Below are 22,315 nucleotides of genomic sequence, written 5' to 3' on the forward strand. Positions count from 1 at the left end.
TAACGACATACAAGCTTAAACACAGAAACCTTGTCACTAACAAAAAGAAATATCATTAAAAATGGCATATCCACAGCCGGTCAAAAGGGCGTCAAGATATTGGAGCAACTTTTCCTTGTGCCATTTTTTATTTCCCAATGGGGAGCAGCATATTACGGTGAATGGTTGACGTTAACTATAGTTCCATCCGTTTTAGCATTTACCGATTTAGGCATGGGCTCTGCTGCAGCCAATGGATTTGTCTTAAAATATGCGGCGGGCGAACGGCAGGAAGCAAGAAACATGGGTTATACAGGCTTTTTGGTTGTTTCTGCTGTCATTCTCGTGGCCATACTATTAGGGTCTATCGGCATTGCGGTAGCCTATCATTTCAACTGGTTAAAAAACTCGCTTATTCCGCAAAATGAAGCGTTGACAGCCTTAGCTTTTATGATCCTGTCCAAGGTGTTGACCTTTTACATGGAGCTTTTTGAAGCCCGGTTCAGAGCCGCACGGAAAGCGGTGTTAGGCATCAATCTGAATACGGTGAACAGCTTACTGAATATTGGAGTAGGGCTTACGGTGCTTATGCTTGGCTATGGCGTCGTGGTTTATGCAATTAGTCAGTTTGTGATTGCGCTGCTCTACAACGTTTTTTATGCTTTCATCGCCAATAAAATCTTGAGCCTACGAAAGGAGTTTAAAGCGACCTACAATGCCGTTTACGCCAAAGCTATTTTAGCAAAAGGCTTAGGGTATATGATGTCGCCCTTATGGCAAGCGGTTTTGTTTCAAGGTACCACCTTTGTCGTTCGGATCGCGCTAGGCCCGGAGTCTGTAGCCATCTTCAACACCGTGCGCACATTGTCCAGATCGGTAAACCAGGTTTACAGTATAGTAAATGCCAGTATTTTTCCAGAGTTACAATATGAAATTGGTGCTGGAAACTTACCGAAAGCAAAAGGAATTCTAATGGGCTCAATGAAAATCACGGCTATCCTTGCGGTGCTCGGTGTGCTTTTTATGTCCGCATTTGGTTTGCCTATATATAACCTATGGACGGATAATGCGCTCCAGCCGTCGTATACCATGTGGTATTTCTTTATCGCCGCTACAGGCTTCAACGCGATATGGTGGACCTCGGCTGTCGTCTTCAGAGCAACAAATAAGCCTTATCAATTATCATTTGCAGGGTTGATATTCTCCGTACTCGCGATAGGATTCACCTACTTTGGTGCTAAATTTTGGGGACTACAGGGAGCTGCTCTCGGGAGTTTGTTGTTTGAAGTTTGTATGGCAGCATATATCCTACCAAAAAGCTTTTTATTAATAGATGGTGCCAAACTAGAATTTACATAATGAAAAGAATTATCATAGCCCACGTATCAAAACAGCATTCTTTTCACACGGCGGTAGCCCTGAAGAGAGCTGGTTTGTTAGCAAAATATATCACTACGGTTTACGACAAGCAAAGTTCGTTAACAGGGAAAGTAAAAAAAGTGCTAAAAGGGGCTACATTGAATAAGGCAGGCACGCGGCGTTCGGCAGAGTTGGAAGACGATTCTGTGTTGCTAATCGGCGAATTTTTCGGTTTGTTGCGCATCTTTTTAAGGCGATTTAAAAAGATTAATATCGACGCTTTCGTGATGGATTATTTCGGAAGAAACGTAGCGAATTACGTCATCAAGCAAAAGCCTGATGCAGTTATTCTATACGATGGTGTGGGAAAAAAATACATCGATAAAATAAAGAAAAAATCTCCAAATACTAAGGTAATTATGGATGTCACCATCTCATCGCGCTTGTATATGAAGGAGATCTTTGAAGAAGATATGAAGCTATATGGGCATGATAAGTTTTATCTGCAGGAGGCTAGTCTTTGGAATAAAGAGCATATGCAGAATGTCAGTGATGATTTCCGGTATTGCGATTTTTATCTTGTTCCTTCCGAGGTGGTAAAGCGAAGTTTGATTGCAGCCGATGTACCCCTATCGAAATTAATAAAAGTGCCATACGGCGTATCGGTGCGCGATTTTTCATATCATGAAAAGCCACAGAAATCTGCTGCTGAACCCTTAAGATTACTTTTCGTAGGCGGTGTGATGCATAGGAAAGGGATCCACCACCTTTGTGAGCTCGTCTCCATGTACAATGCGCAGGAGGTTATTCTGGAAATTGCGGGCGGGGTCGTTGCTTTTGAAGACACACCGGAAAAATACCGGGACTGTGAAAACATCAAATTTTTAGGCTTTGTCACGCGCGACCGTATCGCCGAAAAATTTAAGCAGGCCGATGTCTTTATCCTTCCCTCGCTGGGAGAAGGGTTAGCGTTGGTAATTTTAGAAGCGTTAGCCACCGGCACACCTGTATTGACGTCCAACCTATCAGGCGGCAATGATGCAGTAATCAACTACGAGAATGGGATCGTGTATGATTACAATAATCTCGGGCAACTGAAAGACGGTATTGATTGGTTTAGAGCCAATAGAGATAAAATTCCGGCAATGTCTAAAGCGGCTCGAAAAACTGTAGAAGAAGAATATACATGGGAAAAATATTACCAACAGCTTGTCGGTAAAATCAATAATATTTTAGAAATAAATCAGTAGCAAATGGGGTTTTGGGAATACATGATAAAAAAGGATGCTCGGATTTGTTCCGGTATTGATTGGGCGTTGGGCGTAAAAGCTTCGCTAAATCCTAAAGTGCAAAATGTGCTTAAACGGATGGATAAGATGCCTAAAGCGGGGCAAGGACGAGAAGCATTAGTCATTTTAAACGGTCCTTCGCTCAAAGAACAAGATATTACACAAATTCGCGATAATGTGGATTTAGTATTCGTCAATAGAGGATTTATGCATCCGGATTTCGCCCGTGTAAAGCCGAAATATCATGTGTTCGTGGATCCTAAAATGCTGACCGGCGAGTGGTCGTTGACTTGGATTGATGACATCATAGCTATGGTACCTGATATCACCATCGTGTTGCCGGTTACTTGGGCATTTCGCCCCGAATTTAAGCGGTTTATAGATAACAATACAAAAATACACTGGATACCTGATTTTAAAAAATGCTATTGTGTGGGCGTTTCGGGAAATTGCTTTGACTTTCTGGCCAGTCAAGATTACAAAACAATTTATTTCACCGGCTTCGATGCCAATGGCCTACCGCTGGAAATGTTGAATGTCTCTAATAGTCATTTTTACGGGAAGAATGAGGAAAATCTGACGAAGACTAGCAAAGAGTATGTGCGGGATCTGTATATGTTTTCCAGACACTTCGCCGACCTCAATAAAATGTCAAGTTTATATAAAAGGAGAAATATCCGCCTGGTTAACCTAACACAGGGAGGCTTGTTAGATATGTTTGAGCGAGAACGTTTAAGTATTTTAAATAAAAGATGAGCGCAATACTGATTTGGATTTATGTACTATTGAATTTATTTTTCATAGTTCGCTATTTCAGGCTAAAGAATGGCACTTTTCAGGCACCTTTTTTAATGGCTGGTGTCTCGTTGGGTGTATTGTTGCCGCAGCTCACTACGTATTATTTGAGCCCAGTGTATGACAACGAACTCCTATATCTTTTGCTGTTCGTCATGATAACGGGTAACGCGTCTTTCGCTTACGGGTTTGAACGTGGAAAATCCAAGGCAATCCCCAAATCCATCACGACGCTCAATATGGGGGACACGCTAGTTTACCTGAACCTGTTTTTTGCCGTCTTAGGCTGTCTCAGTGTTTTGATATACAGGAATGATGATTCCGATTTTGTTATCGGAGCGTTTCTAAAAGCGTTTGCGCAATTCAGCTTTTTTACCTCCTTAATTCTCGTCGTTTATTATAAACGCAATACCTTCGTATACTTAGCGTTGATACTATCCTTTGCTACTATCTTTAACTTTGCTTTTTTGGTTAAGGGCTCTCGGTCAGATTCATTACTGTTAGGCCTTGCGATTCTCTTCTTCCTGAATTTCTATAAAGCTTTTAACAAAAAGGTGAAATACTTCACCCTAGGCATGTTTCTTTTCGGCGCTGTGTTTAGTGCAAGTATCACGATGATTCGGAACTATATCAAAGATGGCGAAGCGTTCGGCGATTCTTTTTATGAAAACTTTACCGAATCCTTTTCCGAGGATGGTACAGAGCAAACTTTGGGGATGGATATCGCCAATGCTGCAAAAGGTATAGCTTACTGCTGGGAAAACATGGAATATGACTATGGTTTGCAACTTTGGAATGGTTTCGTTTATAACTTTGTCCCAAAAAGGTTGGTTGGTGAGGAGATAAAAAACGCGCTGACCTATGAAAACGGTTATACACAGAAGCTCCCTACCTGGACACATGGTGTGACCACCATGACCGGATATGCTTCTGCCTTCGCCTCCTTTTCCGTCTTCTCGTTTTTATTCTTTTTCGCCGTCGGATATATATATGGATGGATATGGAAGTATTCGGCCTATTCGACCTATTACCTCTTGTTGTATTTTTGGCAAGTCACCTGGTTGCACGCGTTCTTTTCGCACGGTATGCAATTATTCTTTGGCCGTTTAGAAAGCTTTTTCATCTTCCTGTTCCCTATTTTGATCATATTCGGATGTTTGCGACAGCGTAAAATGGTTGCCAAAAAATCTGCAAGGAGTTTACAGTTAACTACACAATAAGATGAACGTAACGTCTGTATATCGCCCCTATTCATTTTCACACATTCTTTTGTCGTCGCTATGCAAATAACCGGATATTTAAGCAACAAACTAAAGATATTTTCCTTTGTAGCGACCTTATTGGTCCTGTATATACATTCCGGATTTCATCAGAAGGAAATACAGGGGATGGATATTAATTTTTACGTTCAAACCATCATCAGTGGTAAAATTGGAAGAATGGCTGTTCCGTTCTTCTTTGTGACATCTGGATTTCTCTTCTTTTTAAAGGTTAACGAGCACATAGCTGCCGTCTTTATGAATCAAAGGAAACGGGTCCAATCACTGCTTTTACCCTATGTTTTCGCATGTATATTCTTTGTTTTAACCTATTCACTTGCCCTCGTTCCCGCGCTCTCTAAGTTCTTTAATGGCGCGCCAGATTATTTGGCAGATGACTTCAATGTGCTTAGGTTTCTTAGAAGCGTATTTTGGATGAATGAGGGACGAGACTCACCACTCGCATTTCAATTATGGTATCTCCGAGATTTGATATTGCTGGTTTTCATTTCCCCCATTATCTACCTACTATTGCGATACTTGGGCTGGTTTATAATTCCTCTTTTAGGTTTTCTACTTTTTAAAGAGACTCATTTACCCTATCTGCCACAAAGTATCTCTACGTCATTCCTATGGTTTACATTTGGCGGATTAATAGGATTTAAAAAAATTAATATCAACTACTTCCGTACATCCTGGTCTTGGCTCATTATGTTTTTATTTCTAGCCATCGGCGTTGTTGAACTTTGCTATCCCACAGTCATGCTTCAACCATTCTACAGCGATAATGTGGTGATTTTACTGGGGATCATTGGCTGTTGGTTGTTTTATGACTATGTAAACCAGCATCAAGACGTGCCAGCGGGGCAGTCCCTGATTCTGCGTGCAACTGCTTTTACATTTTTTGTGTATCTGTATCATGAGCCCACCATTAATATTGTACGAAAACTAATTGTGATTGGAGTTGGGAAAACATCATTTGGCTATCTACTCTCTTACTTACTCTCTCCACTCTTGTTTTATCTTCTCGCAGCCATAGTTGCCATTTACTTAATAAAGATTGTCCCTGCTTTCTATAGGTTGCTAACAGGGGGGCGCATTTAAATCGTTATGAAAGACCGTATTAAAGTATCGCTATTAACATCTTCCGTCTCACGAAATGCCGGTGGTCTTTTTGACGCCTTAAAGGATATGTGCCTGGTGTTAAGAAATACAATAGATATTACTATTTTTTCCTACCGCGACGAACATACGGAAAGCGATATCCATCAGTGGGAAGGCATTCCGATCAAGCTTTTCGAAAGCAAAAATTTCTTCCAATATTCTGCTGAACTTAAGCAAGCTATCCTTTTGGACAATGCGGATGTATTGCATGTCCATGGTTTGTGGCGATATCCACATGCATTTATATCCACTTGGAAAAAGCAAACCGGAAAGCCCGTCGTTGTCACGCCGCATGGCATGTTAGATCCCTATATTTTACAAAACCAGGGAACTATAAAAAGGGTGTTGGGTGACTTGTTATTCGCCAAAAAGGCATTTCGAAATAGCGATTATTTTCAGGCATTATCGCAAAAAGAATGGGAAGACATTCGGGCCTATGGATTAAAGCAGCCTATAACAAAAATACCGAACGGCATAAACTTACCCACTGCGGCGGATGCGCTGGCTCGGCCAGACGGACGAAAAAGCCTGCTTTTCTTGGCACGTTTACATCCCAAAAAAGGAGTGGATCTGTTGATCGAGGCTATTGCGAAGATAAGGAAAACACATCCGGATTTGCTTCATAATTGGGTGCTAGATATAGTAGGTTGGGCGCAGGAAAATTTCGATGAAAAGCTTAAAGAACTCGTGAAAAAATATGAGCTCAATGATCTTGTTGTTTTCCACGGCGGTCTTTTTGATGAAGAGAAAAAGCAGATGTATAAGCAAGCATCCGGGTATATTCTTCCTTCCCACGGAGAAGGTTTGCCGATGACGATTTTAGAAGCTTGGGCCTATCAGCTTCCAGTTTTGATGACGCCCATGTGTAATTTGCCGGAAGGATTTGAAAGCAAAGCGGCGTTGAAAATTGATACCGATGTAGACGCGATCGCCTCGGGTTTATCCACATTTTTCGCTATGTCAGCGGAAGAGCGGGAAGCGATGGGACAGCGGGGCTATCAGCTGGTTAAAGAACATTTCACATGGGAAAGTTCTGCAAAAAAGCTGCAGGATCTTTATGAAACTATCGTGAATTCCAATGATAAAAAGATTTGAGATATGAGTGAATTGGACATCAAAGCAAATCGAAAAGATTTAAAGTATTCTAAATGGGTGTATGTGAAACGAATATTATGGAGCTTCGCTAAGCCTTTCTTTAGGTATTCACCACGGATAGCTTTTGGGTACCGCAACTTTATATTGCGTCTATTTGGTGCAAAGATCGGCAAACAGGTACATATCTATGCGTCTGCAAGCATTACGTTCCCCTGGAACCTGACGGTTGGTGACTGGAGTGCGATTGGTGAGCATGCATTTATATACAATCTCGGCCCAGTGACACTAGGGGAGAAGGTAACCATCAGTCATATGGCGCATGTATGCGCAGGAACGCACGATTACACAGACCCTGCTTTACCGCTTATTCGGCCAGCTATAATAATTGAAGACCAAGTCTGGGTATGCGCAGCCGCATTCATCGGGCCGGGGGTTACAGTAGCAGAAGGTTGTATTGTCGGAGCTTCGGCGGTGCTGACTAAAAATACAGAAAAATGGGGCATATACGCCGGCAATCCGGCAAAGTTCATTAAACTCAGAGTTTTAAAACATGGTTCATGATCAGATAACCACCATTATATTAACATATAATGAAGAGAAGCATATTCAACGTTGTATTGAAAATGCCAAGCGATTTTCGGGGACTATTTTTTTGGTCGACTCCTTTTCCAGCGATAAGACCAAAGAGATAGCAGAATCTATGGGCGCTGTCGTGTACCAAAATAAATGGGAAAATAATTATGCAAGGCAGTTGAATTGGGGTTTAGATAACCTGCCTATAAAAACGCCCTGGGTTTTTCGGTTAGATGCGGATGAATACCTATCGGATGCACTCATCGAAGAAATTCATGAAAAATTTCCAGCAATGCCGGATACCATTTCAGGCGTCGTGATGGAAAGAAAGATGATCTTCCTAGGGAAAGTCATCAATCGCGGTAATGTGCAATGGAATATGTTGCGCTTATTTAAGTATGGTAAAGGGGTTTGTGAAGAGCGTTGGATGGATGAACACATCGTGTTGACAGAAGGAACCTCGGTTCAATGGAAGAATTGTTTTTACGATGATAATTTGAATCCCTTGGGCTGGTGGATCGCCAAACATAACGGATATAGCATTCGCGAAGCGGTCGATCTTTTGAATATAGAATTGAACTTCCTGCCGGAAAACAATTCGCACCTGTCCGCAGAGATGTCCAAAGACGCCGAGGACAAACGGTTAAAAAAGGAGAGGTATGCGCGTATGCCTTTGTTCTGGCGAAGTTTTACCTACTTCATGTACCGCTATTTCTTCAAACTTGGCTTTTTAGAGGGAAAGGAAGGATTTCTATGGCATTCCATGCAGGGACTGTGGTATCGCAGCCTTGTTGATGCCAAAGTATATGAGGTAAAAAAGCATTGCGGCGACAATCCCCTTAAGATCAAAAAATTTGTAAAAGAAAACTATAATATAGATTTAGGTAATTAGCCTTTTTTATTAAAGAGCATTTACTGAAGGCAAAATGATAGACAAGTAAAGAAGCGGAAATCCTATTTTATTTAAACAAAAGTTTAAAAATGAAAAATGTTAATATAGCTACGATCATCTTGACCTATAACGAAGAAAAGCATATTCAACGTTGCGTACAGAATGCACGGCGCTTTTCAAAACAAGTTTTTTTGGTGGACTCTTTTTCCACCGATAGAACGAAAGAAATCGCTGAGTCTTTAGGCGCTATTGTGTATCAAAATAAATGGGAAAACAACCATGCAAAACAATTTAATTGGGGGCTGGAAAATCTTCCGATCGCCACGGAGTGGGTGTTTAGATTAGATGCAGATGAATATTTATCTGATGCGCTGATCGATGAAATCCATACGAAGTTCCCCACTGTTTCCCCAGAGGTATGCGGAATCGTTATGGAACGTAAAATGATCTTTTTGGGGAGAAAGATCAACAGGGGAAATGTCCAATGGAATATGCTACGGCTGTTCCGGTATGGCAAAGGCTTTTGCGAAAATCGCTGGATGGACGAACATATCGTATTAACAGAAGGCCAATCCGTGCAATGGGAACACTGCTTCTACGATGACAACTTGAATCCGCTAGGGTGGTGGATCACAAAGCATAATAATTATAGCATAAAGGAAGCCGTGGAGCTCCTAAATTTTGAATTCGATCTTGTTCGTCACGAGAAAAGCTTCGGCATGCTTTCTAAAGATGCGGACGAAAAGCGAGCGAAGAAGGAGAAATATGCTAAGATGCCCCTTTTTTGGCGCAGCTTCATATATTTTATTTTCCGCTACATCTTCAAATTAGGATTTTTAGAAGGCAAGGAAGGCTTTTTGTGGCACTTTTTACAAGGCTGGTGGTACCGCACTTTGGTCGACGCTAAAGTTTATGAAATAAAAAAACAGTGCGGCAACGACTCCACAAAAATTAAACAATTTATTAAAGACAATTACCAAATAGATTTGAGCTAGCGAAGCGTATGAGGATTTTAATTCACGGCATTAATTATGCGCCGGAACTGACCGGTATTGGTAAATATACAGGCGAGATGGCCGAATGGCTAGCAGCTCAGGGGCATGATGTGCATGTGCTTACGGCATTACCCTACTATCCCGAATGGGAAATTCATCCCGACTATAAAAATAGGGGCTGGTTTACGGAAAATCGTAATGGTGTGAACGTGCATCGGATGCCCCTTTACGTGCCAAAAGAAGTCACATCGCTTAAGCGTATTTTGCATGAGTTTTCTTTCCTCGCATCGACAATTCCTTTCTGGATCAAGGCACTATTCTCCAAAAAATTTGATGTGCTGTTTTGTATTGCCCCGCCTTTCCATTTGTCTTCATTTCCGTGGTTGTACAAAAGTCTCCGGAAAACGGTTTGGATAAACCATATCCAGGATCTGCAAGTAGACGCTGCAAAAGACTTGGGGATGATCAAAAACAAAACATTCCTCGATATTATGTTTGGGCTAGAGCGATTCTTTTTAAAACGCGGCACCCGGGTATCCACTATATCGGAAGGCATGCACAACAAAATCGTAAACAAAGGAATTACGCCAGATAAGATCTTGTTTTTTCCTAATTGGGTAGACAGTACGGTCGTTTTCCCACTCTCGCAGGAGCATTCTTTACGACGAGAAATGGGCTTCACCAGTAAAGATAAGATAGTCTTATACAGCGGAAATTTAGGTGAAAAACAAGGGTTGGACGCGATTATTCGGGCGGCAGCGACATTTAAAGATGACCACTCCATCAAATTTGTGATCTGCGGATCAGGCGGGGGGAAGGACAAGCTTGTGCAGCAAGCTGCGGAAAGTTTACTTTCCAACGTATTCTTTTTTCCATTGCAACCCTATGAGAAATTAGCAGCGCTATTGGCCATGGCAGATGTACATCTTGTGTTGCAAAAAGCGTCAGCAGCTGACTTGGTTATGCCAAGTAAGCTAACCGGCATATTGGCTGCTGGAGGTTGCGCCCTCATTACTGCAACCGAAGGCACCACCCTCTACGATGTGGTACATCAATTTCAGATGGGCATATTGGTACAACCCGAGCAAGATCAGGCCTTGCAGGATGGGATCCGTATCGCTCTCTTTAACGATACTGCAATGTATAGGCAAAATGCTCGCAACTATGCACAGCAATATTTAGAAAAAGAGCAGATCCTGCGAAATTTTGAGCAGGATGCAAATAGGTTAGCCTTTTATCAAAAATGACAAGTGATCGATAAGACGCTAGCGAAGACATCTATACGACATTCGGATATTCCGTATGCATGTAAAAAACAAACCGAGCGTAAACGGCGCATGAAATAATAGTATATATATGAGAAATATAGCATTATCCATTCTATTGATGTTTAGTTTAACGACTGCGATCGCCCAGGAAAGCTTTTCAGACTCCTTGCGTGTTGAAGTGGGTACACAGGTGCAGGTCGCGTCGAAGGGTTTTCAGCCGTTGTGGGCTAAAGCGAATAGATTTGGTCTGGCGAGTAATGAACAATACGACCAAGTAACTTGGCTGGAGGCGTCCAACAAGCACCGTTTAGGTACAATGCGTTTATTCAGCGATACCGCATCAGCCGTAACACTCAGTTATGGTGCTACACTTTTTAATGCGGAACACTACCGCCGCACCGTCCTCCAACAGGGATATGTGCAGTTAAAATACAAGGAATGGTTTATCCGCGGCGGCCGGCATCGTGACCTTTGGGATGATTTAAATCCCGACCTGTCGATGGGGTCACTAGGAACCAGCGGTAATGCGCTTCCCATTCCTAAAATAACGATCGGCATTGACGATTTTGTTCGCGTGCCGTGGACAAAAGGCGTCCTGGAATTTAAAGGAATGCTCGGGCATGGATGGCTTGGCGACAACCGCTTTATGGATTCGTGGTTACATGAAAAATCCTTTTACGGTCGAATTAATTTCGGAAAATGGAAACCTTACGGTGGCGTGCAGCACTATACAGAATGGGGGGGGCGCCGGCCCGCAAATGGGATTTCCTTAGACCGTTCCTTTCGGGGCTTTTTGGATGTGTTGTTCGTAAGCGAATCTAATGACGGGAGTGTTCCCGATATTGGTATCAGGCCAAATCGGGCAGGAGATCAACGCGGCCTAGCTGAGTTAGGGTTTTATTTTGATAACGATAAAATCGCCCTTCATTTTTATAACCAAACACCTTTTGAAAGTGGTAAAGGTATTGATATTCGAAACATGGATCGATTGGCGGGTTTAAGATTAGACAATAAAAATCAACAACATTGGTTGCAATCCGTGGTGGTTGAATTTATTTATACCAAGCAGATGGAAGGATTTTCTGATGGTGAACGCCAAAGTTTATACAACAATGGGTCTTACAAGACGGGCTGGGAATATGAAGGAAAGGTGGTAGGCAATGCCTTGTTGACAAACCGCACCTATGCAAGTGATTATTTGCCTATTGAACCACTGGATTGGGTCAATGCCAACAATGAGAGTTCTAATATTATCAATAATAGGTTGGTGGGTGGAAATATTGCCGGACAGTTTAAATTGGCAGACAATTGGGCTTTCCGGGCAAAGGTTACGCCGGTAATGAATTATGGATCGCGCCAAATGCAGCGTTTGTACGGCGATGGGCAGTTTGAGTGCTATTCCCTTATGGAATTAAAACATAGCATCGGCCAATGGAAATTGGGCGCGACAGTCGCGGCAGATTTTGGTCAGCTCTACTCCAATGTTGGTGGGATATTAAGTGTAAAATATGCAATTTGGTAATGAAACAACATAACTTTATCATCGCTATAGATGGCTACTCCGCCTGCGGGAAAAGTACCGTCGCCAAATTATTGGCCAGCAAACTTAACTTTTTGTTTGTTGATAGCGGCGCCTTATATCGGGCTGTCACCCTTTTCTTTATAGAAAATAATGTGGAATCGGCAGATCCATATACAATTCAAGAATCGCTCAATAGGATTACGCTCGCGCAGACTGCTGATGGCCTAGAAACGCTGACCTTCTTAAATGAAAGAGATGTCTCATCTGTTATTCGGCAAATGGAAGTGTCTAATCGCGTAAGTAAGGTGAGTGCATTACGGGAAGTCCGCCAATTCATTGTAAATAAGCTTCAGGAAATCGGTCGTTCCCAGAATCTAATTATGGACGGTCGCGATATCGGCACCGTGGTCTTCCCGAACGCACATCTTAAAATTTTTATGGATGCTCGTCCAGAGGTTCGTGCCCGGCGCCGGTATGCGGAACTTTTGGCAAAAGGTGAGCACATTAGTCTATCCGAAATTATGGATAATTTGCTTTTACGCGATCGCCAAGATACAACGCGAGAAGAAAGTCCTTTGGTTCAGGCACATGACGCTTATTATGTCGATACATCTGACTTGACAGAGGAAGAAGTGCTCGCTGTGATTGCGACGAGGTATGGCGAAGTAGCACAGATTAGGGGAAATGCAATGAATAAGGCCGTATAACATATCGCTTAGCAAACTATCTTAATTTTGTAAAATATACTTTTTTAATTTTTCCTGCGCCTAATCTTTGTTACTTTTAGACAAATGAATCGAGTTAAAAAAATCACCTGTATAGGCGCAGGCTACGTTGGTGGGCCAACGATGTCCGTCATTGCGCAAAAAAATCCTCATGTGGAAGTAACAGTCGTGGATATGAACCAGACGCGTATCGCAGCGTGGAACAACGACGACCTCAGCCAACTCCCCATCTACGAACCTGGTTTGGATGCGGTTGTGCAGGAAGCCCGGGGGCGCAATCTCTTTTTCTCGACCGATGTAGACAAAGCCATCCAAGAGGCAGATATGATTTTTATATCGGTCAATACGCCGACAAAAACATACGGAAAAGGTAAAGGACAAGCGGCAGACCTAAAATTTATTGAGCTCTGTGCCCGACAAATTGCGGCGGTGGCCAGCACCGATAAAATTGTGGTTGAAAAATCCACATTACCTGTACGCACGGCCGAGGCATTGAAAAGCATTTTAGATAATACTGGAAACGGTGTGAATTTCCATATCCTTTCCAATCCCGAGTTTTTAGCCGAAGGTACCGCCGTCGCCGATTTGCATAATCCAGATCGCGTGTTGATCGGTGGAGAAAACGCCGCGGCGATAGAAGCGTTGGTACAGGTTTACGAAGCGTGGGTGCCTCGCGAAAGAATCATTACCACTAACCTGTGGTCTTCTGAGTTATCCAAATTGGTCGCTAACGCTTTCTTGGCTCAACGCGTATCTTCCATTAATTCTATCTCCGAACTTTGTGAAGTCACGGGAGCCAATGTCGACGATGTCTCGCGCGCTATCGGACAAGATTCTCGTATCGGTTCGAAATTTTTAAAGGCATCTGTCGGTTTCGGGGGATCCTGTTTTCAGAAAGATATCTTAAACTTGGTCTATATCGCACGTTCATACAACTTGTACGAGGTCGCCAACTATTGGGAACAGGTAATCTTGTTGAACGACCATCAAAAAACACGGTTTGCGGAGAAGATTATTAAGACCATGTACAATACCGTAAATGGGAAAGATATCGCATTTCTCGGTTGGGCATTTAAGAAAGACACCAACGATACCCGTGAATCGGCAGCAATTCATGTAGCAGATCATTTGCTGGATGAAGAGGCTCATGTTATCGTATACGATCCTAAAGTAACCGCAGAGCAGGTGTATCGTGATCTCGACTATTTAGGTACGCGCTCGCCAGAAGATAATCGACGCCTTGTCAACGTTGTAAATGACCCTTACGAAGCGCTAGACAACGCACACGCCGTAGCCGTCCTGACGGAGTGGGATGAGTTTAAAACCTACGATTGGGCGAAGGTTAAGGCAGGTATGAAGCGCCCTTCCTTCGTTTTTGATGGACGGAAATTGCTCGACCGCCAGCAACTCGAGGCGCTGGGATTTGATTATTACGCTATCGGGGAATAGCAAGAGCACGAAAAAAGGCAGGTTGACCATTACCGTTGCGCTTAGCCTTTTACCGTTGCCTTCGTAAAGACCTGACCAAGGCATCTCCATACTAAGAGATGGATCAGGATCAAAAACCTCCAGCCGCCTTATACATTTTATATGCACACTTTTCAATTGGAAATTTGGCCTACTTGAAAAGTGTGCTTGAAGAAGTTCTTCTGCTAATCTCATCTTATTTCTAAACTTTTAGAGACGTAATCGCTAAGCATTTTACATTATCTTGCTACAGATTCCTTATGACGGCAAACCTAAACTTATTGTTAATAATTGCGTATCCTTATTTTAACAATTAGTAGTTGTGATTATCTTAAATTTAATTTATATTTGATATTAGAATTTCAAAAATTCTAAATACCTGCTGTGAAAAGTGTAATGTGCGTGTCGATGAGTCGATATTTAGTTTTAAATGTGTATGTAAAGCATTCTTAATAAATTAGTATATATTAATTATTAACAAGTATAATCTTCTTGAAAAATTTCATTTCCTAAAGTCATTTCGACAGTTCTGGAATAGAACGAGGTTTTTAAATCTGTATGCAATCATTATGCAATAGCTATTTACTAATAAAAAATAAAACACCTTATTAATAAAAAAAATTATGGCAAAAATTATCTGGTCGGCTACCGATCACGAGAAGGACCTGCAAGATTTAACGCTTTTTATGAACGCGCCGGGCAGTGGTTTTTCGGTAGCAAATATTGGCCAAGACGAGGCGAGTAATAACTCCGCCTTTGAAGGGGATGGTATTTCGCCGTTCGTCGGTGCAGATTCTGCGGAAGAAGCAACAAATCTTTCCCCTGGCCCGGAGGGGCAGCTGTGGAAGGCTGAAGCATCAGCAGGTTGGTATGCTGTGGATGGCGTGCCTGTCGAAGCAGCTGCTGGACAGCAGTGGGCTTGGGGATGGGCAAGATCAGCTTGGGTATTGTACGACATGGATGACGTTGTTGAGGAGCCCGCTGAACCCGCTAATCTAAGCGAATGGAACAACAACGTGATCTATACCTGGGTGAGTACGGGCGATCAATTTGTAACAAGTGGAGGTAAACTATGGTCTCTCGCAGTCAATCAGACAGCTACAGGAGTAGACGTTCCCGGATCAAGCTCAAAATGGTCACTCCAGATTGACAGCGCAAGAATTACCAACATCCAGAATAGAAATCCGCAGGAAGCTATCAGTGGAAAAGTTTTTACGGATTATGCGAACGGTTCATGGGCGACGGAGGTCGATCTATCATCGGGCGCCCTGACGAATGTATATGCCTCGTCTAGCGGTACTGTTAACGCAACGATCTCTTTTCTAACTGGGCCAGGACGTCAGTATTTGGAAATACCAAATGTTACTGCAGGAGAACAATATGTTATTTTCAGTGCGGTACCTGTTACCGTTCCTGTATTTATGTATGCTACGGCGGATAACAAAGTGGCTGTGGACGCTAAGGGAAATCTCGGTTTAGATACTACCGCGATCGGACTGCTAATAACGGTCCCTGCGGTAGCTAACCTGTCCAAGATTTTTGTCAGCGGAGCCAACTTAGCTTCAGGAAGCTTTAAGGTACTCCGGATTACGGGTTACAAGGATGGTGTAGAACAGCGCCTGCAGGCGCAGGAAGCGTTGGCGCCTATCATCAACAGGGCCAATACCAACATCGTACAGCAGGAAGGCGATATTGCCAACGGAAACTATGCCCTCTTTGTGGGCAGAACATTGCCCGACGGCCTGTTGGATAGCGATGAAGCTTACCGCACCACAGATTTCTTCCCGGTTATTGTCGGGAACAGGTATGCGGCAACACGTTTTAATAATGCCTATGGTGTTGTTATGGGCGCATTTACCAACCATTTTTACGACATCAACAAGAATGCGGTGACCGGTGTGATGGTGCAAAACAGCGTCGTGCCCGCCGGAGCAGCCTATATTAGAATAACATTTACTACTGCTACAGCCGCGGCATTTAACGCAGCGGAGTATAGCATGGTTTTAAACGCCGCAAACCAAGCTGTTTATCTAGCATTGGGCGAACGTTTCTTTGCCAATCTTCGCGATTCTTTAGGAACGGGCACGATTCTGAATCACAGCAATTTCGATCAAGGGTTGCGCAGTAGCTGGTATGGCAAAACATTGATGTACATGGGCGATTCCTGGACGCATCAGTACAGCGCCATAGATGGGGGCAACTTCGCACGAAAAATCCAGAAACGGTTTGGCTTTTCGCAGTTGTACAGATGTGCGCAAGGCGGGCAGACATTTTGTCAATTACAGCAGATCATTACGTTTTCAGCCACTCACCGATATTTTCCCTTGCCCTCAGAGGCAGCGATAAACGGGGTAGATTGCACCGTGGTGTTTTTGGGGCAGAACAGCCGTGTAGGACATGCATCCATTCCTGGCTCAGGCGCAGCAATCGGCACGATAGACGATCCGGCATCCCTAGATCCGTTAACCAGTACCATTTACGGACAGGCCAAATACTACGTGGAATGGCTCCTGACGAAAAACAATAAGATGCGAATTTTTCTTAGCTCGCCCGGATTTTCGTATGAAAATAACGGTGCCTTTCTACCACGCTTGGGTCAAATATCAGCCGCACTAAAAAATGTTGCTGCTTTTTATAGAATAGGGTATATCCCGACCTTTGAAGAAGGCTGGGGAGCATTTAACTATGAGTCCTATCTCAGGAAGAAGGCAGCACCCGAAGTTAGTGATTGGCTGCACCCGAGTTATACTAGTGCAGAAATTAATGGTACAAACGGTAGCGATCGGATTTACGAAATCCATGCGAAATACATTTTCGCATAATACAGCCCGGTAAAAACAGGATCGCATCTGTATATACAGCAAACAATTAAAATGAATCAAAATCCTTTCGCATTGATGGAATGGGATAGGGGCTGAAGCCGCTTATGCTTCATAGTCGGTCGCAGTCAAGCAAAAGTAATGTGAGCAGAAGGTAGCTACTTTAATTATTAAAAAATATGATAAAAATTATATGGTCGGATACGGACCACAAGGAGAATTTACAGGATTTGACGCTATTTATGAATGAGCCCGCCAACGGTTTTTCAAAAGCTAACGCAGATTATACGAATGCCGATGCGGCATTTGAAAATGACGTCATTTCATCATTTATCGGTGGTGAATCTTCGGCGTCGGCGACTAATCTTGCCCCAGGCCCCGATGGGCAACTTTGGAAGGGAGAGGCATCTGCCGGCTGGTACACGGTAAACGGTACGCTTGTCGAAGCGGCTGCCGACCGAAACTGGGCTTGGGGATGGGCAAGGACGGCATGGGTGTTGTACGACGTCGGCGATCCCGAAGAGGCGACCGGAGATGTCGCTAACCTGAGTGAATGGAACAACGCTGTGACGTATACATGGGTGAGTACAGCTGATCAATTTGTCACAAACGGAGGTAAATTATGGTGTCTGGCGGTTGGTGAAACCGCAACTGGTGCCGATGTCCCCGGGGTAAGCTTGAAATGGCTGCTGAAGATTGATAGGGAAACAGTTGTCAACATTCAGAATAGAAGTACGCAGGAAGCTATTAGTGCGAAGCTTTTCACGGATTTCACCAACGGGTCTTGGGCAACGGAAGTAGACCTTTCATCGGGCGCTGTAACAACCAGCTACGTATCTTCGAGTGGTAATCCGGGAGCGAGTATCTCGTTTCTGCCAGGACCTGCTAGACAATATTTGGAAATACTAAATGTTACAGCAGGCGAGCAATATGTTATTTTTAGTGCAGTACCAGCGAATGTTCCTTTGTTTATTTTAGCAACCTCGGATAATAAGGTCGCTGTCAACTCCAGGGAAAACAATGGTGTAGATTCTTCCGCCATCGGGGTGCTGGTGACTGTCCCTGCCGTTGCTAATGTATCTAAGCTTTTTGTCAGTGGTGCCAATCTCGTTCCTGGTACGTTCAAAGTGCTGCGAATCACTGGCTTTAAAAACGGTATAGCGCAGCGGTTGCAAGCGCAGGAAGCTTTGCTCCCTATTATCAACAAAGCCAATAAAAATATCGTTCGTGAGGAAGGTGATATCGCAAACGGTAATTACACGCTGTTTGTGGGTAGATTAACCGCCAACGGTCAATTGGATGGTGATGACGCTTATCGGACGACCGATTTCTTCCCTGTCATCGTTGGAAACAGATATGCCGCTACGCGCTTCAATAATGCGTATGGTGTGATCATGGGTGCTTTTACCATCCAATTTTACGACACAGATAAGAATCCGGTGACTGCCGTGATCCAGCAAAACACTATTGCACCTGCCGGATCAGCCTATATTAGAATAACCTTTACCAAAGCAACGGCGGCTAATTTTAATGCTACGGAGTACAGCATGGTTTTAAATGCGGCCAACCAAACGGTTTATCTGGCATTGGGCGAACGGTTTTTTGCTAATCTTCGCGACTCCCTAGCTCCAGGAATGGTAGTCAACTTAAATAACGTTGATCAAGGGATGCGCAGCAGTTGGCAAGGGAAAACGTTGATGTACATCGGTGATTCCTGGACGCAGCAGTACAGCGCCATAGACGGGGGTAACTTTGCGCGGAAGATCCAAAAACGGTTTGGCTTTTCCCAACTCTACAGATGCGCGCAGGGCGCGCAATCGTTTTGCCAGTTACAGCAGATCATCACGTTTTCGGCCACCCACCGCTATTTCCCATTGCCTTCGGAAGCCTCAATCAACAGCGTAGATTGTACCGTGGTATTTTTAGGACAGAATAGTCGTGTGGCGCACGCATCAACCCCAGGATCGGGAGCGCCAATAGGTACGATAGACGATCCCGCATCGCTGGATCCATCAACCAGTACCATTTACGGTCAAGCCAAATACTATGTAGAGTGGCTGCTGTCCAAAAATAACAGGATGAAGATTTTCCTGAGTTCGCCAGGCTTTTCGTACGAAAGTAACGGCGCATTCCTGCCGCGTCTGGGGCAGATATCAGACGCGCTGAAACATGTCGCCGCATTTTACAGAGTAGGGTATATCCCGACTTTTGAAGAGTGCTGGGGGGCATACAACTATCAATCCTATCTCCGGAAAAAGGCTGAACCCGAAGTGAGCGACTGGCTGAATCCAAGCTATACCAGCACAGAAATTAACGGGACGAACGGTAGCGACCGTATCTATGAAGTGCATGCTAGGCATTTACTTGCTTAGGCTATTAATGAAAAATGTGATCTTCCGGTAAGGTCACATTTTTTGATTAATAACGGTGCGGAATGAACCGTACCTTGAAATTTGTATCTCATTTAGGGAATAAGCATATAAAATCATATAAAAATAAAACAGGATGATGGTTGACAAAAAACAGAAGGCCGCTGGGAAAGCGGCCGACAGTATACGCTTTGATCTCGTAGACATTAATCCAGATAGTATCACCAAAGTTGTATACGTTTCTAATGCTAGCCCGGTAGCTAGCGATGCTAATAATGGCCTTACTGCTGGAACGCCCGTATTGACCCTTGCCAAAGCAAGTTCATTACTTGCTGAAGGAGATACACTTTTAATCGAACGCGGCTCCGTGTTTCGGTATGAAGATGTGACGATAGGGGAAGGATTGAGTTTTCTTCACGTCGATGTATACGGAAGCGGCCCCCAGCCACAGATGCGGAATTTGCATATTGTGCCAACCGCAAGCCTAACAAAGGTAGCTGGATATAACCATATCTATCGGGTTCGCCATTACTACACGGCGGGCACGCCAGCCCGATCTATTCCGCGGGCTTTTGCTAATGGCAAGCGGCTGGGTGCCACATGGGCGACAAATGCATTATCACAAGCACAAGCGTTGGCCTATCTGGAGGCTAATCCAGATAACGCACATTGGTTCGGCTATGTAGACGCTTATGCAGACGGATATCCTGCCGGTAATTATTTTATGTACGTATCCCTTTCGCAAGCACCTTCAAATTATACCATAGAAATCACCAACGCAGATAGCCAAGTGCTGTGGACAGATGTTGATCTTATCGATATTCGAAATATCGATTGGGTGGCGCCCATGTCTAGAGATGGCTTGAATTTTAGAGAAACACGCGGGTACTTCGAAAATATTCGGTCGCATGATTTCTATCACCACGGCATGCTCTTTCGCTCGGGATATTTTTATAGGTGTGAGACACGCACTGAGGAGGGAACAGGGATTTTTTTCCATTATCTTACTTTTGATGCGTCCGAAAACGATCTTATCTGTGAAGAATGCAGGGCAATATCCACGTTGGGGACCGGCAATGGCTTTGACGGGCATATGGATGATGATCCAGCGAATCCCTACCCTTACGTCGCTGCTCGTTTTATAAATTGCTACGCGGAAGGCCTGCTCAGTGCAGGTTATTTCTGTAACAACGCCGAGTATACCTACGTGGAAAATCTGTTGGTGAAGGATATTAATGGATTTAGTGTATTGCGAAGCGGGGAGATGAAAGGCGTTCGCGGAAACGTTTTAATGAATACGGAGTCTGGAAGCTTGGCGCTATTTACAGGCGGCGACAGTTCGACGTTTTTTCTTGTCGACGACATGAAAATCACGGGCACATCCATCGCTGATGCTATCCCTTTATTTAATCGAGCTACAGGGACGGCATACGGTGATATTCTAATTCAAAATTCAGAGTTTGTGTTGCAAAAACTCGGTTTGCAATCGGGGGTAGGTATTTCACTGATCTATATACAGGTTCCTATAAGCTCCTTAACAATTTCCAACACAATCATTGCGATTGACAGTTTCACCAGCTCAAACTTAACCAGCGGAAACTATTCATCTTGGCTAACATTCGAAAATTGTTACTTGATCGGCTATCAAAATACGGCAAATAGTCCAATAGGAAACAGCGTGCTGATTAAGTCCTTCGTCGATGTTTATAAATCATTTCAGGTGGGTGATTATTATGCAAACCGGCTGTATAATAAAAATGTCGCTACCCTGCGTATTTACAAAGGCGGGGATTTTTATGCTCGCAGTGCTTTTGTGATGTGCAACCCAACACTGGACAGTAATGTAGAGGTAAGGCTACTGACAAACGTTGATAAGGTTCAGGGCAACTACATCCCGGCGGCGCAAGTTCCGAAACATGTCACAAATTCCTTTGTGAATGTACTTTCGTGGATAGATGCGGATAAGAAGACATTTCGGTACAACAATTTCTCATTTGCTTCTGAAGATGTGTTAAATGACTTGATCCAAAGCTTTTGGCGCGTGCCTTTTAATATGACGGCAGTGGTACTTGTCGGAGACAATGGTGCCTTGTACCGATTTAATGTCGCCAACGGCGAGTATATCAAAATGGAGACCGGTCGAACCGCAGATTTTACAACGGTATCCGTTTTCAATAAGACAAATGCTGATTTTCATTTGTTGATCGGAACAAGCGCTGGTAATATTGTGAGAGGTGTTCGATCAGCATCTGGACTTCCTTTAAATTTCACCGACATCGTTCTAGCAGGTGTGAATAGTGTCAACAAAATAAGGCATATAAGCCTGGCCGAATCAACGGGCTACATCAGTATCTTAGCCATCTGTAGCAATTACAACCTCATGCGATCTTCAGATGCCGGATTGACCTGGTCGTCCGTGTTGCTGCCACGTTACGCAAACAGCCTGCGTCCAAGTCTAATCGCGATGGAATATAATCGAAACACCGGCGAGGTTATGATACTGCTTGATGTGGAAACCTATGAGCCGAATGCGCTGTATAGTCCTGATGGGGGAATAACTTGGAGCTTAAGACGCATCGATACCACTTTTAAGCCTACCCAGATCGCATGGAATGAATTTCATACGTTCGCACCGTCTCGCTCAGGCTGGTACGTGGGTTCTGATCTAAATTCCTTTGCCTACAGTTACGATGGAATGGTTTGGAAACAATATAGTTTTCAGTAAAGTTTGTTAAATCAAGGCTC

At 43.7% G+C, this 22,315-nt stretch carries 16 protein-coding genes; all 16 read left to right on the top strand.

The annotated features are described in order from the left end of the window. Positions 1-30 precede the first annotated feature (30 nt). The gene (locus DI53_RS09400) at positions 31-1,338 is read left to right on the top strand and encodes a lipopolysaccharide biosynthesis protein (protein WP_037498115.1); all 1,308 of its coding nucleotides are present in this window, start codon (positions 31-33) and stop codon (positions 1,336-1,338) included. After that, positions 1,338-2,588, top strand: a complete 1,251-nt coding sequence (locus DI53_RS09405; protein WP_037498118.1) for a glycosyltransferase family 4 protein — start codon at positions 1,338-1,340, stop codon at positions 2,586-2,588. Before DI53_RS09400 ends, DI53_RS09405 begins: the two co-directional genes overlap by 1 nt. Before the next feature lie 3 nt (positions 2,589-2,591). After that, a complete protein-coding gene (locus DI53_RS09410) occupies positions 2,592-3,383 on the top strand; it encodes a hypothetical protein (RefSeq protein WP_037498122.1) in 792 nt (263 codons plus the stop codon). Further along, complete coding sequence (locus tag DI53_RS09415) at positions 3,380-4,642, top strand: hypothetical protein (protein WP_037498125.1); 1,263 nt, start codon at positions 3,380-3,382, stop codon at positions 4,640-4,642. The genes DI53_RS09410 and DI53_RS09415 overlap by 4 nt, the downstream gene beginning before the upstream one ends. A gap of 60 nt (positions 4,643-4,702) precedes the next feature. Then, complete coding sequence (locus DI53_RS09420; RefSeq protein WP_037498128.1) at positions 4,703-5,785, top strand: acyltransferase family protein; 1,083 nt, start codon at positions 4,703-4,705, stop codon at positions 5,783-5,785. Between the two features lie 6 nt (positions 5,786-5,791). Continuing rightward, positions 5,792-6,940 (top strand): glycosyltransferase, encoded by a 1,149-nt coding sequence (locus DI53_RS09425; RefSeq protein ID WP_037498131.1) that lies wholly within the window; start codon positions 5,792-5,794, stop codon positions 6,938-6,940. 3 nt (positions 6,941-6,943) lie between these two features. After that, on the top strand, positions 6,944-7,501 hold the full coding sequence (locus DI53_RS09430; RefSeq protein WP_037498134.1) for an LbetaH domain-containing protein: 558 nt from the start codon (positions 6,944-6,946) through the stop codon (positions 7,499-7,501). Next, positions 7,491-8,405: a glycosyltransferase family 2 protein gene (locus DI53_RS09435; RefSeq protein WP_037498136.1), complete on the top strand. Its 915-nt coding sequence runs from the start codon at positions 7,491-7,493 to the stop codon at positions 8,403-8,405. The genes DI53_RS09430 and DI53_RS09435 overlap by 11 nt, the downstream gene beginning before the upstream one ends. 89 nt (positions 8,406-8,494) lie before the next feature. Beyond that, complete coding sequence (locus tag DI53_RS09440; RefSeq protein ID WP_037498139.1) at positions 8,495-9,400, top strand: glycosyltransferase family 2 protein; 906 nt, start codon at positions 8,495-8,497, stop codon at positions 9,398-9,400. Between the two features lie 8 nt (positions 9,401-9,408). Then, positions 9,409-10,647 carry a WcaI family glycosyltransferase gene (locus tag DI53_RS09445; protein WP_037498141.1) on the top strand — a complete coding sequence of 413 codons (1,239 nt, stop codon included), beginning with the start codon at positions 9,409-9,411 and terminating at the stop codon, positions 10,645-10,647. 109 nt (positions 10,648-10,756) lie between these two features. Next, a complete protein-coding gene (locus DI53_RS09450) occupies positions 10,757-12,190 on the top strand; it encodes a capsule assembly Wzi family protein (protein ID WP_081939426.1) in 1,434 nt (477 codons plus the stop codon). Then, positions 12,190-12,897 carry a (d)CMP kinase gene (gene cmk, locus DI53_RS09455; protein WP_037498146.1) on the top strand — a complete coding sequence of 236 codons (708 nt, stop codon included), beginning with the start codon at positions 12,190-12,192 and terminating at the stop codon, positions 12,895-12,897. The genes DI53_RS09450 and cmk overlap by 1 nt, the downstream gene beginning before the upstream one ends. 84 nt (positions 12,898-12,981) lie before the next feature. Then, entirely contained in the window at positions 12,982-14,364 is a 1,383-nt protein-coding gene (locus DI53_RS09460; protein ID WP_037498149.1) for a nucleotide sugar dehydrogenase, read from the top strand. Positions 14,365-15,005: 641 nt separating this feature from the next. After that, positions 15,006-17,204 carry an SGNH/GDSL hydrolase family protein gene (locus DI53_RS09465; RefSeq protein ID WP_037498160.1) on the top strand — a complete coding sequence of 733 codons (2,199 nt, stop codon included), beginning with the start codon at positions 15,006-15,008 and terminating at the stop codon, positions 17,202-17,204. Positions 17,205-17,380: 176 nt separating this feature from the next. Then, the gene (locus DI53_RS09470; protein ID WP_037498161.1) at positions 17,381-19,573 is read left to right on the top strand and encodes a hypothetical protein; all 2,193 of its coding nucleotides are present in this window, start codon (positions 17,381-17,383) and stop codon (positions 19,571-19,573) included. Between the two features lie 133 nt (positions 19,574-19,706). Next, positions 19,707-22,295, top strand: a complete 2,589-nt coding sequence (locus DI53_RS09475; protein WP_037498162.1) for a beta propeller repeat protein — start codon at positions 19,707-19,709, stop codon at positions 22,293-22,295. The last annotated feature ends 20 nt before the right edge of the window (positions 22,296-22,315 follow it).

This window comes from Sphingobacterium deserti (assembly GCF_000757725.1).
In the GTDB taxonomy this organism is placed as follows: domain Bacteria; phylum Bacteroidota; class Bacteroidia; order Sphingobacteriales; family Sphingobacteriaceae; genus Sphingobacterium; species Sphingobacterium deserti.